Below are 16,660 nucleotides of genomic sequence, written 5' to 3' on the forward strand. Positions count from 1 at the left end.
TGTATGGCTGAAGAGGATGCCGGGGCTAACCCGGCCTAGGCGGTTGCCTGCCGCCGGACCGTGAGCATCCGCTGCACGATCGTGACGCAGCTGGCTGCACACAGCAGCACCAGGACCACCAGGAGCAGGATTTCGGGAACCCCCAGACCCACCAGGCCGGTGGCCACCAGCAGGGAAACCAGGCGTTCGGCACGCTCGGCAATACCCACGTTGGCGTTGAACCCCAGCGACTCCGCTTTGGCCCGGATGTAGGACACCAGCATGCCCAGCACCAGGGCAATAATGGCGGCGGTGCCAATCGCATCGTTGCCGCCTCCGGTGAAGAACCAGATGCTCACACCGGCGAAGAGTGCTCCGTCGGCGAAGCGGTCCAGGGTTGAGTCCAGGAAGCCGCCCCATTTTCCGGTCCGGGCCTGCTGGCGGGCCATGATGCCGTCAATGACGTCGGAAAAGATGAACGCCGTGATGAACAGGGTTCCCCAGAACAGCTGTCCGAGCGGATAGAACACCAGCCCGCCGATCATCACGCCCAGGGTTCCGGCAATGGTGACCATGTCCGGTGTGATCCCCCGGCGCAGCAGCCAGCCGGCCAGCGGGGTGAAAACGGCAGTAAAGAATCCCCGCGCGTATTTATTGAGCACGGATCAGTCCTCGCTGTCCCGGCCGGAGCCGCTGGCCGGCCAGGCGTCGGCCACCTGCTGACGGACATCGCCCAGCGTCTGGGTAATGGCCTTCGTCTGCGCGATGATCGGCAGGAAGTTCCCGTCCCCGCCCCAGCGCGGAACAATGTGCTGGTGCAGGTGGGCGGCAATCCCCGCACCCCCGGTTACGCCCTGGTTCATCCCCAGGTTGAAGCCGCTGGGATTGGAGACTTTCCGCAGCACGCGCATGGCGGTCTGGGTCAGCGCCGCAATTTCGGCCGTTTCCTGCTCATCAATGTCCGTGTAGTCCGGCACATGCCGGTACGGGCAGACGAGCAGGTGTCCGGCGTTGTACGGAAACAGGTTCAGGATCACGAAGGCGTAGCTGCCGCGGTGGACAATCAGTGATTCTTCGTCGGAGCGGCCCGGCGCGGCACAGAACGGGCAGTTGTGCTCCGAGGAGACCTGTTCCTGCCCGCCCTTGATATACGCCAGGCGGTGCGGCGTCCACAGGCGTGCAAATGAATCCGGCACGCCTGCAAGCTCGAATGAGTCGGTGACCGCGGCATCCCCGGGGTAGGGACTGCCGCCGTCGTCCTGGCTGCTGTTTTCCATCTGCACTCCTGCCGCCGCCGTCCTATTTGTCCCGGTTCCGGACGGCTTCGACAATCCGCTTCACTGCCTCTTCCACGGGCACGCCGTTGTCCTGGCTGCCGTCCCGGAAGCGGAAGGACACCGCTCCGGCCTCGGCGTCGTCACCGCCGGCGATCAGGACAAACGGGATCTTGTCCTTGGAGGCGGTGCGGATCTTCTTCGGGAAACGGTCGGTGCCGGTGTCCACCTGGGCGCGGATGCCGTGCGCCTTGAGCTTATCGACGACGTCGAACATGTAGTCGTTGAACGCCTCGGCCACGGGGATGCCGACTACCTGGACCGGTGCCAGCCAGGCCGGGAACGCACCGGCGTAGTGCTCGGTGAGCACGGCCATGAAGCGTTCCACTGAGCCGAACAGGGCACGGTGGATCATGACCGGGCGCTGGCGGGTGCCGTCGGCAGCCTGGTATTCAAGTTCAAAGCGCTCGGGCAGGTTGAAGTCCAGCTGGATGGTGGACATCTGCCAGGTGCGGCCGATGGCGTCGCGGGCCTGGACGGAGATCTTGGGGCCGTAGAACGCGGCCCCGCCGGGATCCGGAACCAGGTCCAGTCCGGACTCTTCGGCCACCTCGGCCAGGGTGCGGGTGGCTTCCTCCCACACGTCGTCGGAGCCGACGTACTTCTCCGGGTCCTTGGTGGACAGTTCCAGGTAGAAGTCATCCAGGCCGTAGTCCTTGAGCAGGTCCAGGACGAAATTCAGCGTGGTGGTCAGCTCGTCCTTCATCTGCTCGCGGGTGCAGTAGATGTGGGCGTCATCCTGGGTCATGCCCCGCACGCGCGTCAGGCCGTGGATCACGCCGGACTTCTCGTAGCGGTAGACCGAGCCGAATTCGAACAGGCGCAGCGGCAGTTCACGGTAGGACCGTCCGCGGGAGCGGAAGATCAGATTGTGCATGGGGCAGTTCATCGGCTTCAGGTAGTAGTCCTGGCCGGGCTTGGTGACCTCGCCGGTCTCCGGGTCGGTCACCTCATCCACATGCATGGGAGGGAACATGCCGTCGCGGTACCAGTCCAGGTGGCCGGAGACCTCGTATAGGTGGCCCTTGGTGATGTGCGGGGTGTAGACAAACTCGTAGCCGGCCTCGGTGTGGCGCTGGCGGGAGTAGTCCTCCATGGCCTTGCGGATAATGCCGCCCTTGGGGTGGAACACCGGCAGGCCCGAGCCCAGCTCATCCGGGAAGGAGAACAGGTCCAGCTCGGTGCCCAGCTTGCGGTGGTCGCGGCGCTCGGCTTCGGCCAGACGTTCCTGGTACGCCTTCAGGGCGTCCTTGGTGGGCCAGGCGGTGCCGTAGATGCGCTGCAGCTGCTGGTTCTTCTGGTCGCCGAGCCAGTAGGCGGCGGAGGAACGCGTCAGCGCAAAGGCGTTGGAGATCAGCTTGGTGTTCGGCAGGTGCGGGCCGCGGCACAGGTCGCACCACACAACGTCGCCGGACTTGCGGTCCACGTTGTCGTAGATGGTGATTTCGCCGGCGCCAACCTCGATGTTCGCGCCCTCGCCGGCTTCATCAGCGCCGTCCTTCTTGCCGAGCAGTTCCAGCTTGTAGGGCTCGTTGGCCATGGCCTCGCGGGCTTCTTCTTCAGTGACCACGCGGCGGGCAAACTTCTGGTTCGAGTTGACGATCTTCTGCATCATCTTCTCGAGGGTCTTCAGGTCCTCGGGGGTGAACGGCTCGGCAACATCGAAGTCGAAGTAGAAGCCGTCCTTGATGTACGGGCCAATGCCCAGCTTGGCGTCCGGGCGCAGCTGCTGCACAGCCTGGGCCATGACATGGGCCGTGGAGTGGCGCAGCACGTTCAGGCCGTCTTCGGAATCGATGGTCACGGCTTCAACGGCCTGGCCCGGGGCAAGCTCGGTATCCAGGTCCTTCAGGACACCGTCCACGCGCATCACGACGACGTCGCGGCGGTCGAAGAACAGCTGCGCACCTGTGGTGCCAGTATCCACCGTGGTCTCCTCGTCGTTGACGATGAGGGTGAACTTCTCTGGCACTGACACGGTTGTCTCCTAGATTTCGTTGTTTGGCGTCTGCGGCACGGCCAGGATACGGCCGGCTCCTTCTGCGCCTCTTTGATGTTATCCGCTGGAGTTGGGCCCCACCAACCTGCCGCGCTGGGGACGGGGCAGCGGAAGCGATGCAGTGTCCGCCAGGTTCCACGCTTCAAGGGCCTGCAGGCTCATGCCGCGCTCCCCTGTGCGGCGGGTCAGCCCCCGGATCAGCATCAGCTCGGTGCCGAAAAGCAGCGGCCCGGTTTTCTCCTGCGCCTCGGTGAAGAACGTGCAGTCCACGCACCCGGTGCCGTCGTCGAGGCTGATGAACACCACCCGGCGGCCGCCGCGCATGGGCGGCGTCTGGGTGGCCACCCGGATCCCGGCCACGAGCACCTCGGAGCCGTTGCGCAGCCCGATCAGGTCGCGGGCTTTGGTGACTCCCAGCTCGGCCAGCAGCGGGCCGTAGCTGTCGATCAGGTGGGCGCTGACGTCCACGGACAATAGGTCCAGTTCAGTGCGCACCTTCTCGCGCAGCGTTGGTTCGGGCAGCTCCGGCCGCAGGTTCTCCAGTTCGGTGTCCCCCAGCGGCAGCGCCAGCTGCCCGGGAATCGGATCGTATTTCCGCGGGGCCGGGCGCGGCGGCGCAGTGTCCAGATGGTGCAGCAGATCGGCGCGGGAGGCGCCGGTTCCGGTGTCGCGGGCCAGCGAATCGAATGCTCCCAGGGAGGCCAGCCGCATCAGCGTGCCCCGTCCCACCCGGGCGCGGGCCCGCAGATCGGCCAGGGAGTCATAGGGCTGGCCGGCGGTGATGCGCCGCAGCTCGGCCGCCGACAGTCCGTAGATCCCGGCCAGGCTCAGCCTGATGCCCAGCTTCTCCGGCCGGGCCGGATGCCCGGGTGTTGCCGGAACCGCCGGCACGCGCTCCACCCGGTACTGCGCACCGCTGCGGTTAATATCCAGCGGCAGAATGGGGATCCCCATCCGCCGTGCCTCCGCCACCAGGAGACGCCGCGGATACATGCCCGGATCGTGCTCAAAGATCCCCGCCAGGAAGGCTTCGGGATGGTGGGTCTTCAGCCAGGCGGACTGGTAGGTGGGCACCGCGAAGGCTGCTCCGTGCGCCTTGCAGAAGCCGAAGCTGCCGAAGGCCTTCAGCGTGCCCCAGACTTTGTCGATGACACCGGCGCCGTATCCGCGCTTGGCAGCTTCGGTGCGGAAGAAGTCCTCCACTGACGGTTCGGCGTCCTCGTTGCCCAGCAGCCGGCGCAGCTCATCGGCCTTGGCCAGTCCGCAGCCGGTGAACACGTCAAAGGTGCGCAGCACCTGTTCATGGAACACCGTCACCCCGTGCGTTTCCGCGAGGACCGGCCGCAGGGCCTCGTGCGGATACACCTCCGGGGCCCAGCCGTGCCGGTGCTCCAGGAAGGGACGCACCATGTCGGATTTCATGGGCCCGGGCCGGAACAGCGAAATGTCGATGATCAGATCATTGAACTCCCGCGGAGCCATCTTGCCGATCAGTTCCCGCTGGCCAGGGGACTCAATCTGGAAGCACCCGAGCGTGTAGGTACTGCAGATCAGGTCATACGTGGCCGGGTCATCCAGGGGCACGGCGTCAAGGTCAATGGAACCGTCAGCCAGGACATAGTCCGGCCCCTGCCCCGCGGGTCCGGCGGGATGTGCTCCGGCGCGGACGGTGTCCTCCTTGGTGGGATGCAGCCGGCGCACTTCCTGCAGCGCATAGGCCATGGCGCTTTGCATCCGCACGCCCAGGACGTCGAGTTTGAGCATGCCCATGGGGTCCATGTCATGTTTGTCGAACTGGGACATGGGCAGGCCCAGGCCGGAGGGCTGCACCGGGGTGCGGTCCAGCAGCGAGGTGTCCCCCAGGATCACGCCGCACGGATGCATGGAAATGTGCCGCGGCAGCCGGTCCAGGCGTTCGGTCAGGTCCACCAGCAAATCCAGCTGCCGGTTGCCCTGGACCCGTTCAGCGATGTCCCGCAGCTCCGGCTTTTCCGCGAGCGCTTCCCGGAACTTTCGTGCGGAGAAGCGCCACAGCTGTTTGGCCACTGCCCCGATGTCCTCGTCGGCCAGACCGAGGGCCATGCCGGCGTCGCGCACCGCCCCGCGTGCCCGGTAACCGTTCTGCATGCTCATCAGGGTGACCCGTTCAGCGCCGAAGCGTTCGAAGATGCGGTGATAGACGTTGTGCCGCTGGGCGCTTTCAACGTCTATGTCGATGTCCGGAAGCGTGGAACGGTCACGGGAGAGGAACCGTTCAAAAATCAGGTCATGGGCCAGCGGGTTCACGTGGCTGATGCCGAGCAGATAGTTCACCAGCGAAGAGGCTCCCGATCCCCGGGCGGCGGCACGTACGCCCATGCCGGTGATCATGGCGGAAACTTCGGCGACCGTCAGGAAGTAGGAGGCGAACCCAAGCCGTTCAATGATGCCCAGTTCATGGGTCAGCCGGTTGCGCAGCCGGGCTTCTGCGGCCGGATCCTGTGCGGGGAACCGGCGGCCGATGCCTGCTTCGCAGCGGGCCACCAGCTCTGTCATGGGTTCGGTGTTGATGCCGATCACCGAGGCCTCCGGAACCACCGGCTGCTTGAACCCCATGTCCTGCACCGGATCCATCCGGCAGGCATCGGCGAGCGCTTCGGTGTCGCGGAGCATCCGGGACGCTCCGGCGGTTCCGTAACCGGCTTCACGGCTGATCTCACGGGCCAGGGACGTCATCTGCGCGGCGCTCTTCAGCCAGCCCTGCCCGTTGGGCTGCAGATCAGGAAGCCGTCCCATGGAGGTCAGCGCCCGGGCTGCGTCCAGGACGTCGGCGGTGGCGGCGCCGTCGGCGTCCACGTAGCGCACAGCGTTGGTGAGGATGGCAGGCAGCTGCATTTCATCGGCCAGCCGGAGCATGCGCACGGCGTGCGCCAGGCTGAGATTGGATCCCGGGGCGCTGAGGTGGGCCACCACTTCCACGGCAAGCGCTGCGCGCGGCATGCTCTCCTGCCAGCGGCGAAAGAGCGTACGGGCGACGGCGTAGCTGCGGCTGCGCATGGCGGCGCCGACGTCGGAATGCGGCCCCACCAGGACGGTCAGGAGCGGCTCGGCGTCCCCGCCGCCGTCGTCCGCCGCCCGTGAGGCCAGCTGCGCCATGGTTACCCCCACCGGCTTGCTGTCTTTGCGTGCCGCGGACGGTGAGGTTCCGGCATGGGCGTCGGAAATCAGCCGGCACAGCGCGCGGTAGCCGGCCCCCCGGCGACGGCCGCGGGCCAGGACCACTACCCTTCCGGTGACCGGCCGGACGCCGGCGTCATCCGGTTCCCCCAGTACCGCCAAATCCACCCCGACGATCGGATCAATGCCGGCGTCCATGCAGGCGCGCAGGTGTTTGACCGTGCCGTACAGTCCGTCGCGGTCGGTGCAGGCGAGCGCGTCTGCACCGTCAGCCGCAGCGGCCTGCGCCATTTCCTCCGGCCAGGACACTCCGTAGTGTGCGCTGAAGGCGGTGGCGGCATGCAGATGGGTGAAGCTCATAACCGGCGGTTCCTAGGCACTTTCCCGCAGGGCGTCATGGATACGGACGACACGCCAGCGGCCGGAGCGGATGTCATGCGAGAGATCCAAAGTGCGCAGCGGCGACCGCGGGGTCAGCCGGGCCTGCACCCGCCAGATCTCCGAATCCACCAGCCCCGGGCCGCGCCCGCGTTCCGCCCGGGCTTCCTCGTCCCACCAGTTCCGGCGTTCATACCAGCGCACGGGATCCGCTGCCACCTTGTAGGTACGGCCGCTCCAGATGAGCCGAAGCGGCTGGCCGGCGGGTGAGCACACCACCTCTACCGCTTCACTGAAGACACCCATTCCAGCTTCCTCCCAGCCGCAGGCGTGCCCGCACCCAAGCCGGCACACGCAGCGGCCAAAATTGGTTTGTGGACATCAACTAATTCGAACATATGTTCTAACAACATCCAGTGTACGGCCAGCATCCGACAAAAGGCACTCCCGCTCCCGGATTGTCTGCCCTGGACTGCTCACACTTCTTCTCCGGCTTCCGTCCGCACCGCGGTGGACAGCGGCGTTTCCCTGATGAACAGGCACAGCACCAGCGCTGCCGCCACCACAGGCACGCTCAGCAGGAAGATCGGCGGCAGGGCATGGCCGAACGCCGCGGCTACGAAATCCTGCACCGGCGCGGGCAGTCCGCGCAGCATCGCGGGGCTCAGCGAATTGATGTCGCCCCCGAGGGCTTCTCCCGCCCCTCCCGAACCTGCCGGCGCCGCGGCGATCTCGCTGCCCAGCCGATGAATGAAAATCGATCCGAACAGCGCAATGCCAAAAGATGCCCCGATCTGGCGGAAATAGTTCGCCGCCGAAATTGCCGCCCCCATGTCCCGGACCGGCACGCTGTTCTGCACAATCAGCACCAGGTTCTGCATCAGCATGCCGATTCCCAGCCCCATCACCAGCATCCCGAGCGCCGTAAAGCTGTAGGGGGTGGTGTCGGAGATCCGGGACAGCAGCACCAGCCCGGCAATGATCACCGCGCAGCCCAGCACGGGGTAGATCTTGTACTTTCCCGTACGGGAAATCAGCTGTCCGGTGCCGATGGACGTCAGCAGCAGCCCGCCCATCATCGGCAGCATCATCAGTCCGGATTCGGTGGCGGTGGCCCGGTTGACCATCTGCAGGAACGTGGGCAGGTAGGAGATGGTAGAGAACATGGCGATGCCCACGGAGATGCCCACCAGCACGGGCAGCAGGAAATTCCGGTTGCGGAACAGCCCCAGCGGCATAATCGGCTCGGCAGCCTTCAGCTCCACCCGGACAAAGGCCGTGCCCGCAGCCAGGGTTAGTGCCGCAAGAGCCAGAATCTGCGGACTTGACCAGGCGTACGTGGTGCCCGCCCACGTGGTCAGCATGATCAGCGCGGCGCTCGTGACGGCCAGCAGCGCGGCACCGGCGTAGTCAAGCCTGGGGCGGAGCCCCTGCGGCTTGGGCAGGTGAAGGGAGGTAACGACGACGGCGAGCGCCACCGCGCCGATGGGCAGGTTGATGTAGAACACCCAGCGCCAGGACCAGGCATCGGTGATCCAGCCGCCCAGCAGCGGACCGCACACGGAGGCCAGTCCAAAGGCTGCGCCGATCAGTCCCATGTACTTGCCGCGTTCACGCGGAGAGACGAGGTCTCCCAGAATGGCCTGGGCGCCGATCATCAGTCCGCCGCCGCCCAGGCCCTGCAGTGCACGGAAGCCAATCAGCTGGCCCATGTTCTGCGCGAGTCCGGACAGGACGGAGCCGATCAGGAACACCACGATCGCAAAGATGAAGATGCTTTTGCGGCCAAACAGGTCACCGAGCTTTCCGTAGATCGGCAGGCCGATGGTTGCGGCCAGGATGTAGGCGGTGACCACCCAGGACAGATGCTCCAGCCCGTTGAGGTCTCCCACAATGGTGGGCAGCGCGGTGGCAACAATGGTCTGGTCAAGTGCTGCCAGCAGAACGGACAGCACCAGTCCGGTGAATACCAGGGGAAGGTTGCGTTGTTGCGGAGCTGCCGCCGTGCCTGCAGTAGTACGCGGTGAAAGTGCTTTGCGGGACATGTGGAGCGGCCTCCTGGCCGGTGGTGCCGGGTTATTGGTTGATACCTAGGCGGCGGGAGTTTCCTGTTCCTCGTTGCCGAGGCGCACCCGGGCGGTCTCGGACAGCGGAGTCTGCTTGATGAACAGGGTCAGGATCAGGCCAGCGCCCAGCGCCGGGATACCGAGCAGGAAGATTGGCGGCAGGGCATCTCCGAAGGCCTGGGCAATGAACTCCCGCACCGGCTCAGGCAGCACCTTCAGTTCGGACGGACTGATCGAGTTCACTCCGTTGCGGAGCACGCCGGAGGCCTCCGGCGGGGCGTCGGCCACCTGGTCGTTCAGCCGTTTGATAAAGAAGGAACCATAGACTGCAATTCCCAGTGAACCGCCCATCTGCCGGAAGTAATTGGCGGAGGAGACGCCGGTGCCCATGTCCTTGGCGGGAACACTGTTCTGCACAATCAGCACCAGGTTCTGCATCAGCGCTCCGATGCCCAGGCCCAGCACAAACATACCCACGGCCGTGAACCAGTACGGCGTGGTGTTGGAGATCCGGGAAAGCAGCAGCAGCCCCGCAATCATCACTGCCGCCCCCAGGACGGGATAGATCTTGTACTTGCCGGTGCGGGAAATCAGCTGTCCGGTGCCGATCGAGGTGATCAGCAGGCCGGCCGTCATCGGCAGCATCATCAGCCCGGACATGGTGGCCGAGGCGTCATTGACCATCTGCAGGAAGGTGGGCAGGTAGGAGATGCTGCCGAACATCGCCAGTCCCACGGACAGGCCCACCAAGGTGCAGACCAGGAAATTGCGGTTGCGGAACAATCGCAGCGGCAGCATCGGTTCAGCCGCGCGCAGCTCCACCGGAATGAAAACGGCAATGCCGACGGCGGCGGCGGCACCCAGCCCCAGGATGGTTGGGGACGTCCAGGCATAGGTGGTTCCGCCCCAGCTCGTGAGCATCACCAGCGCGGCGCTGACCAGTGCCAGCAAAGCCGCCCCTGCGTAGTCCAGCGGAGGCCGCGGTCCGGAGCGTACAGGAAGATGCAGTGACGTGATGATGACGGCCAGGGCCAGAACGCCCAGCGGAAGGTTGATGTAAAACACCCACCGCCAGGACCAGTATTCGGTCAAATAGCCGCCCAGCAGCGGTCCGCTCACCGATGCCAGTCCGAAAGCCGCGCCGATCAGCCCCATGTACCGGCCGCGCTCGCGGGCGGAGACAATGTCTCCGATAATGGCCTGCGCGCCGATGATCAGCCCGCCGCCGCCCACGCCCTGGATCGCACGGTAGGCGATCAGCTCAGCCATGCTGTGCGCCTGTCCGGACAAGGCGGAGCCGAGCAGGAAAACGGCAATGGCGAACACAAATATGTTCTTTCGCCCCAGCAGGTCACCGAGCTTGCCGTAGATCGGCAGTCCGATCGTGGAGGTCAGCAGGTAAGCGGTAATTACCCAGGACAGATGGTCCAGGCCCTGGAGGTCTCCCACGATGGTGGGAAGCGCGGTGGACACAATGGTCTGGTCCAATGCGGAAATCAGCACCGCCAGGATCAATCCGGCAAACACCAGCGCAATTTGCCGCCGCGAGTGCGGCGCCGGAGCGCCGCCGCTGTGCCGGGAGGGTGGCTCGCTGCCTCCTTGGAGAGCTGACTTTGCGGGGGACGCCAGCAGATGGGACGCGGCCGGTGAACCGAGGTCTGTTGCGGCGCGTGCTCCCGGGTGGGTGGCTTCTGCGCCGTGGGCGGTGAACTTTGCGGCCATTGACGCTCCTTGGAGGGGTCGTCCCTGAAATGGTGCCGGACCAGACAGCACTTTCCATTCGACGCCCGAGGGCCTGCCAAGTCAACGCTTCGTGCAGAGGGGCGCCGCGCGGCCGGGACCTAACCGGCATCAAACGCTAGGCAAATTCCATGCCGTCCGCCGGGCGCGGAGCCGTGAGCCAGTACCGGGATCCATCCGTACTGCGGGCCACGATTCCCTCATCCACCAAATAACGGCGGACGGCCGCGGGGTCAGTGGAATAGCTGTCCAAGCGGCCGGTAATCTCGCGTTCGGTCAGGGTTGGAACTTCTCCCGGAGCCGCCGGGGCAGATTCGAAGACGTGCCCGGCAACGTAGTGGAGCAATTCCAGCCGGTCGGCCTGCTTACGGGGATAGGAGGAGATTTTGCCGTTCACGAGGAACCTGCGCACCGAGGTGTCCGGCGCTCCCCTGCCGCTGGCCAGGAGCCGGGCAAACACCCCGCCCGCAGGCTGGACATCACAGGCACCCGAGGTGACCAGGCCGGCCTTCTGCAGTGCGGCCAGTGATTTGCGTTCCCTGGAGTCCATGGCCTGGCCGTCCAGCGGCGTCCCCCGCTCCGCAGCTGTAATGATCCGTGCATACAGCCTCAGCCTGCGCTCATCGGCGAGCGCAGCCGCGACGGCCCTCCACTGCTCGGGCGCGCCCTCTTCCTGATCCATACCTGTCCCCCTGGCTGCTGTCCCGGTACACAGCATCTATGACGTGTGAGTACCGTACCCCACACCGTCAGACACGTCCGGTCCACCGCTCCAGCGGCGGACCGGACGCCGGCCGCTGCGCCGGTCAGGACCCGACGGCCTCGATGATCTTCTCGTCGCCTTCGTTGACAGCCTTTACCACGGCGTCGTAATCACCCTTGTCGACAGCCTTGCTGATCTTCTTGGTGGCCTTGCCGACGGCCTTGTCGATGCGGTCCAAATAATGGTCCTCCACAACGGCCACGAGCGCCGAGGAGCCCGGCGGCAGCCATTCGTCCGCTTCGACGCCAATCTTCTTCTCCTCGTGCCGCTTTGCAATGGCACCCGCTCCGGCGCCGATCGCAGCGCCGATCACTCCGGACAGCAGCAGCGGCGGAGCGAACAATCCGACCACGAGTCCGGCAACGGCACCGGCGGCTGTACCGCCGCCAATCAGCCGGCCACCGTGCTCTTTCACCTCGATGCGGCCGGAATCATCGCGTGACAGGACAACCGCAGCCACCACGCCTTCGTCCATGCCTTTGATCGTCTTGAAGTCGTCCGCGGCCAACCCTGCGTCGGAGTATGAGGACACGAACAAGGTGTAATTGTGTTCTGACATGTTGAACCTTCCCGTTGGTTGCGGCCTGCGCTGGCGGCCGCCTGTCGCGGGGCACAGCCATCGCCCCACGGGATGAACCTATTCCTGTCCCGTGCGTACCGGCAGGCTCAACAGCTGCTTGCAGGGGAAGATTGTCCGGCAGGAGGACGGGGGGCTAAGCGTCCGGTATCCTGCCCGTTAGCTAGCTGCGCGAGAACGCGTCCAGTTTGGCCTGGGCTTCAGCCTCATGCCGCACTTTCAGCTCATAATCCATGAACGCGTCAATCATGGCCCGGTACGTGGCCTCCACCACTGTGGGGTCACCGTCCTGCGCTTCGGCGGTTGCCCGTACGTGTTCGAGGACTTCCTCGACGCGCCCGGGAGCTTTGACTTCGGCGTCGTTGTCCTTCAGGGGACCTGCCAGTCGCACGAGCCGCTCCCGGCGCCAAATGAGCGCCACAATTTCTTCATCGATTTCGTCGATGGCGGTTCGGATATCGTCCAGCTGGGAGGTCATGGATCGTTGAGGATCGGAGCTTTCCATGACTTCAGACTAGCGGGCCGCTGCCCCGGCGTCTGAAGGAGCCCAGAGGTCCGGGCCCCGCATGCCCGGGAAATCCTTCCCGGTGCTGTCCGGCAGCCTGGCGCGAGAGTTTGGAAGGCCACCAGATCCTGCGCCCCAGATCATAGGACAGGGCCGGCACCAGAAGCGAGCGCACCACCAGCGTGTCGAGCAGGACCCCAAAGGCCACAATGAAGGCCAGCTGCGCCAGGAACAAAACGGGAATCACGCCCAGCGCCGCGAAGGTGGCTGCCAGGACAATGCCCGCACTGGTAATGACACTGCCGGTGATCATCAGCCCGCGGACCACTCCCTCCCGGGTGCCGTGCAGCAGACTCTCCTCGCGGACGCGGGTCATCAGGAAAATGTTGTAGTCAACACCCAGTGCCACCAGGAAGATGAACCCGAACAGCGGGACGGCCGGATCGGCTCCGGGGAAACGGAAGACATGGTTGAACATCAGCGCCGAGACACCCATGGTCGCTCCGAAAGACAGCAGCACGGTCAGGATCAGCAGGAACGGGGCCAGCAGCGACCGCAGCAGCAGCATCAGCAGGAACAGGATGACCACCAGCACCACCGGAATGATCAGGTTCCGGTCATGGGCCGCCGCCGCGTTGGTGTCGATGGTGGTGGCTGTGACTCCGCCGATCAGGACATCCCCGATCCCGGATACTTTCTCCCTCATGGCAGTTACTGCCTGTTCGGCGGCGTCGGACTCCGCAGCATCCTTCAGTGTGGCCTCCAGCAGGACTTTGCCGTCCACAACCCGCGGCGCACCCGAGGTTCCCGGCACCGGAGAGGCCTGCACGCCGTCGGCCGTCACCGGCAGCGTGCCGGCAGGTGTTCCGGTGGCATTCACGGCCAGGGCATCCACCTCCGGAACAGAGAGCACCTCCCGGGCAACGGCATTCAGTTCCCCGTCAGGGGCCACAATCAGCACCGGGCTGCCCGAGCCGGAGGGAAAGTGCTCACCCAGGATCTGCTGCCCTTCTTTGGTTGCTGTCTGCCCCAGCACAAAATCACTCTGCGGTACCCCGGAGGCCCGCAGCTGCAGCAGCCCTGCCGCCGCAATCAGGAGCACCAGGGAGGGAATCACCCAGGTACGGCGCGGATGGCTCTTGACGGTCCGGGCCACGCGCGGCCAGAACCCTTTGGGAGAGTTCCCGTCCCGGTCCGGATGCTCAGAACCAAACTTTGGCCGGCGCGGCCAAAAGGCCGCCCTGCCGGTCAGCATCAGCAGTGCCGGCAGCAGTGTCATGGCTGCCAGGAACGCAAAGCCAATACCGATGGCCGCCACCGGGCCCAGGGCCTTATTGGAGTTCAGGTCGCTGAGCAGCAGGCAGAGCAGTCCGGCCGTCACCGTAGCAGCTGACGCCAGCACAGGCTCGAAGGTTCCCTTCAGTGCCGCCTTCGTGGCCTCCCACCGCCCCTCATAATCGCGAAGGGATTCCCGGTACCGGGAGACATAGAGCAGGGAATAATCCGTTGCCGCCCCGATGCCCAGGATAAAGAGGATTCCCTGCACCTGGCCGTTCAGCGTCAGCGTTCCTGCTTTGGCGAGATAGAACACCACGAGGATGGCTGCCGACAGGGCAAAGATGGAGGTGAGCAGGACCAGGAACGGCAGCAGCGGTGAACGGTACACCACTACCAGGATGACCAGCACCGCCAGCGCCGCCACCAGCAGCAGCGAGGTGTCAATGCCGCCGAAGGCTTCGGTGATGTCCGCCAGTTGTCCGGCGGGTCCGGTGACATAGCCGTTCAGGCCCGGCGGAATGCCCTCCCGCACCGCGCTGCCGAGGTCCTCGACGGTCGCCGACGCGCTGTCATTGTCCTGCACCGGAACAAAGATTTCCGCGGCCTTGCCGTCAGTGGAGAACTGCGGCGGGGACACCCCGCCGGCCACGCCCCCAACCTTCGCAAGCTCGGACGCCCGGGCGGTGACAAAGGTCCGGTCCGCTTCCGTCAGGCCGCCGTCGTTCACGTAGACGACGACGGCGGGGATCGCGTCGCTGTCCTTGAACTTCTGCTGCAGCTCAGCCACCCGGGTGGACGCCGAACTGGCCGGCAGATACGAGGTTTGGTTGTTGTCGGCCACTTCGCCGATCTTGCCGAAGTACGGGCCGCCAACGCCTCCCACACCGAACCAGACCGCGATCAGAATGACCGGAATGAGGAAGCGGACCCATCCGGTGCGCTGCCGGGTCCGGTTCGCGGAGTCCGGATCACCGTCCGCGTCCGCTGCGTGGCTGCCGGCCGGGCTGTGTGGTGGAGAATTCCGTCCCATAACCCCATGACAGCCCCGCACCTCGGCAGCGTCAACGCCTCCGGGGAGCCTGAGCTCTTCCGCCCGCCGGATCACCGGAAAATACCGGGCGTAAGACATCAACTTTTTTCCCCTGCAGTGGCAAGATCATGAGGGTGAAGCCTTCTTTGTCCGTGATCACCGCAGGCGTGCGGGATCTCGAGGTAACCTACGCGTTCTATACGTCCCGGCTTGGCTGGGAGGCTGTCCAGCATGTCCCCGAGGAAGTCATCTTCTACCAGGTGGGGCCGGGGCTGCTGCTGGCGTTCTTCCGGCGGGACCATCTGGCGGCCGAAGCCGGCCCCATGGGGGACGCAGCCTCCGCTCCGGTCACCCTGGGCCACAACGTGGGTTCAGCGGCCGAAGTTGACGCCGTCCTTTCCGACGCCGCTGCGGCCGGCGGGCTGATCACCGCTCCGGGAACCCAGATGAGCTGGGGCGGCTACTCCGGTTACTTCACCGACCCCGACGGCTACCGCTGGGAAGTGTGCCATAACCCGGGCCTGAGCGTCGACGCGGACGGCAAGGTAACCCTCAAGGTCATCGAGTCCAATGACACCGGCCAGGGGCAGGCTGCCCTCTCCGGTCTGACCGGCTAGAACAGGGCCGGCTCCGCCGCTCCGGGAGCGGGGGCAGCCAGCAGCTCCGGCCCGTCGTTGCGCACGCTTCCCACCGCCGGTCCCACTTCCCGCAGTGTCCAGCGTGCAGCTTCGCCGTGCGCCTCCGCGACGACCCGTTGAACCAGTGCCCCCGCATCCCGGGCAGCCGGATCCAGCCACGCGGCCATGGACTGCCGGGACAGCGGAACCGGAATACGGTCGTGCAGCTCCCCCAGCGCTGCGAGAAAATCGGGTTGCCCGCCGCTGCGGACTTCCGCCGGATCCGGAGCTGCGGCAGTGAGAATGGACGTCGAAAGCAGCCAGCTGCCCGGCTCCCCGGGCGCTTTCGCCGGATCGCGCCACCATTCGTAGAGACCGGCAAAAAAGGTCAGCGCCCCGTCCGCACGCTGCACATAGTGGGGGCGCTTGGCCTTCCCGGGCCCGGCTTTCCACTCGTAATAGCCCTGCACCGGCACCGCGCAGCGGCGCGAGAGCACGGCATCTCGGAAGGTCGGCTTCTCCAGCACCGTTTCGCTCCGCGCATTGAAGGCACGGGCACCTGCCGAAACATCCTTCGCCCAGCCCGGCACCAGTCCCCACCTCGCCACGTGCACCTGGCGCACCAGGCGGCGTTCCTGCTGCGGCCCGCCAACATACCGTTCCAGCACCACCGGCACGTCCGACGTCGGCGCCACGTTCCAGGACGAGCGCAGCTCCAGGTACGCATCGGCCTCCGCCTCAGCCTCCGCGACCAGGTCCGCCGTCGTCTTCGCCATTACGTAACGTCCGCACATGCCTCCAGTCTGCCAGTCCGCCCGGCTGCCCGGCTGCCCGGCTGCCCGGCTGCCCGCGGGAATTGAACCGGTGTCCCCGAGGTTGTACGGTGCAGTCCCCCTGTTCCCGTGCATAGAAGGAGCCTTCCATGGCCGCCACAGCAGAAGCATTCACCCCCGACGCCGGTTCCATCACCATGTTCTCCACCTCCTGGTGCGGTTACTGCCGCCGGCTGAAGTCCCAGCTGGACGCAGCGGGCATCGGCTACAACGAAGTGAACATCGAGAACGTGGACGGCACCGCCGAACTCGTGGCCGAAATCAACGGCGGCAACCAGACCGTGCCCACCGTGATCTTCCCGGACGGCTCCTCGGCCACCAACCCCTCCGCAGCAGAGGTCAAGGCCCGCCTGGGCCTCTAACCCGGCACTGCCGCCCGCCCCTTTCCCTCGGTTGTGCAGATAA

The 16,660-nt window shown here is 65.7% G+C and carries 14 protein-coding genes; 2 read left to right on the forward strand and 12 right to left on the reverse strand.

Features of this window, described 5'->3' with window-relative positions:
* Positions 1–35: 35 nt before the first annotated feature.
* The 11 genes from pgsA to QMA10_RS13480 form a co-directional block, all read right to left on the reverse strand.
* The gene (pgsA, locus tag QMA10_RS13430) at positions 36–641 is read right to left on the reverse strand and encodes a phosphatidylinositol phosphate synthase (protein ID WP_290169095.1); all 606 of its coding nucleotides are present in this window, start codon (positions 639–641) and stop codon (positions 36–38) included.
* A 3-nt stretch (positions 642–644) separates the two neighbouring features.
* The gene (locus QMA10_RS13435) at positions 645–1,256 is read right to left on the reverse strand and encodes an HIT domain-containing protein (RefSeq protein WP_290169097.1); all 612 of its coding nucleotides are present in this window, start codon (positions 1,254–1,256) and stop codon (positions 645–647) included.
* A 22-nt stretch (positions 1,257–1,278) separates the two neighbouring features.
* Entirely contained in the window at positions 1,279–3,291 is a 2,013-nt protein-coding gene (gene thrS / locus QMA10_RS13440) for a threonine--tRNA ligase (protein WP_290169099.1), read from the reverse strand.
* A 78-nt stretch (positions 3,292–3,369) separates the two neighbouring features.
* Positions 3,370–6,828 carry a DNA polymerase III subunit alpha gene (gene dnaE, locus QMA10_RS13445; RefSeq protein ID WP_290169102.1) on the reverse strand — a complete coding sequence of 1,153 codons (3,459 nt, stop codon included), beginning with the start codon at positions 6,826–6,828 and terminating at the stop codon, positions 3,370–3,372.
* Positions 6,829–6,840: 12 nt separating this feature from the next.
* Entirely contained in the window at positions 6,841–7,152 is a 312-nt protein-coding gene (locus QMA10_RS13450; protein WP_290169104.1) for a DUF6504 family protein, read from the reverse strand.
* 170 nt (positions 7,153–7,322) lie between these two features.
* A complete protein-coding gene (locus QMA10_RS13455; RefSeq protein WP_290169106.1) occupies positions 7,323–8,891 on the reverse strand; it encodes an MDR family MFS transporter in 1,569 nt (522 codons plus the stop codon).
* A gap of 45 nt (positions 8,892–8,936) precedes the next feature.
* Entirely contained in the window at positions 8,937–10,634 is a 1,698-nt protein-coding gene (locus QMA10_RS13460) for an MDR family MFS transporter (RefSeq protein ID WP_290169108.1), read from the reverse strand.
* Positions 10,635–10,770: 136 nt separating this feature from the next.
* Positions 10,771–11,334 (reverse strand): DUF2087 domain-containing protein, encoded by a 564-nt coding sequence (locus QMA10_RS13465; protein WP_290169109.1) that lies wholly within the window; start codon positions 11,332–11,334, stop codon positions 10,771–10,773.
* A 124-nt stretch (positions 11,335–11,458) separates the two neighbouring features.
* Positions 11,459–11,974 (reverse strand): DUF1269 domain-containing protein, encoded by a 516-nt coding sequence (locus tag QMA10_RS13470; protein ID WP_290169110.1) that lies wholly within the window; start codon positions 11,972–11,974, stop codon positions 11,459–11,461.
* A 181-nt stretch (positions 11,975–12,155) separates the two neighbouring features.
* The gene (locus QMA10_RS13475; protein ID WP_290169112.1) at positions 12,156–12,497 is read right to left on the reverse strand and encodes a chorismate mutase; all 342 of its coding nucleotides are present in this window, start codon (positions 12,495–12,497) and stop codon (positions 12,156–12,158) included.
* A gap of 4 nt (positions 12,498–12,501) precedes the next feature.
* Positions 12,502–14,805, reverse strand: coding sequence for an efflux RND transporter permease subunit (locus QMA10_RS13480; protein ID WP_290169113.1), 2,304 nt, complete (start codon positions 14,803–14,805; stop codon positions 12,502–12,504).
* A gap of 134 nt (positions 14,806–14,939) precedes the next feature.
* Between QMA10_RS13480 and QMA10_RS13485 the strand changes: the two genes are divergently transcribed.
* Positions 14,940–15,422 (forward strand): VOC family protein, encoded by a 483-nt coding sequence (locus tag QMA10_RS13485; protein ID WP_290169114.1) that lies wholly within the window; start codon positions 14,940–14,942, stop codon positions 15,420–15,422.
* Here QMA10_RS13485 and QMA10_RS13490 read toward each other — a convergent pair.
* Positions 15,419–16,216, reverse strand: coding sequence for an SOS response-associated peptidase (locus QMA10_RS13490; RefSeq protein WP_290169116.1), 798 nt, complete (start codon positions 16,214–16,216; stop codon positions 15,419–15,421). The genes QMA10_RS13485 and QMA10_RS13490 overlap by 4 nt on opposite strands.
* Before the next feature lie 128 nt (positions 16,217–16,344).
* Here QMA10_RS13490 and QMA10_RS13495 point away from each other — a divergent pair, with 128 nt between their 5' ends.
* Entirely contained in the window at positions 16,345–16,617 is a 273-nt protein-coding gene (locus tag QMA10_RS13495) for a mycoredoxin (protein ID WP_227890054.1), read from the forward strand.
* The last annotated feature ends 43 nt before the right edge of the window (positions 16,618–16,660 follow it).

Origin of the sequence: Arthrobacter sp. APC 3897, assembly GCF_030407495.1 — a bacterium.
GTDB lineage: Bacteria > Actinomycetota > Actinomycetes > Actinomycetales > Micrococcaceae > Arthrobacter_B.

What these genes read in the sequence shown, in the direction of transcription:
- QMA10_RS13480 (WP_290169113.1), bottom strand. Translation starts at nt 14,805, where the DNA reads ATGGGACGGAATTCTCCACCACACAGCCCGGCCGGCAGCCACGCAGCG.
- QMA10_RS13470 (WP_290169110.1), bottom strand. Translation starts at nt 11,974, where the DNA reads ATGTCAGAACACAATTACACCTTGTTCGTGTCCTCATACTCCGACGCA.
- QMA10_RS13490 (WP_290169116.1), bottom strand. Translation starts at nt 16,216, where the DNA reads ATGTGCGGACGTTACGTAATGGCGAAGACGACGGCGGACCTGGTCGCG.
- QMA10_RS13460 (WP_290169108.1), bottom strand. Translation starts at nt 10,634, where the DNA reads ATGGCCGCAAAGTTCACCGCCCACGGCGCAGAAGCCACCCACCCGGGA.
- dnaE (WP_290169102.1), bottom strand. Translation starts at nt 6,828, where the DNA reads ATGAGCTTCACCCATCTGCATGCCGCCACCGCCTTCAGCGCACACTAC.
- QMA10_RS13465 (WP_290169109.1), bottom strand. Translation starts at nt 11,334, where the DNA reads ATGGATCAGGAAGAGGGCGCGCCCGAGCAGTGGAGGGCCGTCGCGGCT.
- QMA10_RS13475 (WP_290169112.1), bottom strand. Translation starts at nt 12,497, where the DNA reads ATGGAAAGCTCCGATCCTCAACGATCCATGACCTCCCAGCTGGACGAT.
- QMA10_RS13435 (WP_290169097.1), bottom strand. Translation starts at nt 1,256, where the DNA reads ATGGAAAACAGCAGCCAGGACGACGGCGGCAGTCCCTACCCCGGGGAT.
- QMA10_RS13455 (WP_290169106.1), bottom strand. Translation starts at nt 8,891, where the DNA reads ATGTCCCGCAAAGCACTTTCACCGCGTACTACTGCAGGCACGGCGGCA.
- QMA10_RS13450 (WP_290169104.1), bottom strand. Translation starts at nt 7,152, where the DNA reads ATGGGTGTCTTCAGTGAAGCGGTAGAGGTGGTGTGCTCACCCGCCGGC.
- QMA10_RS13495 (WP_227890054.1), top strand. Translation starts at nt 16,345, where the DNA reads ATGGCCGCCACAGCAGAAGCATTCACCCCCGACGCCGGTTCCATCACC.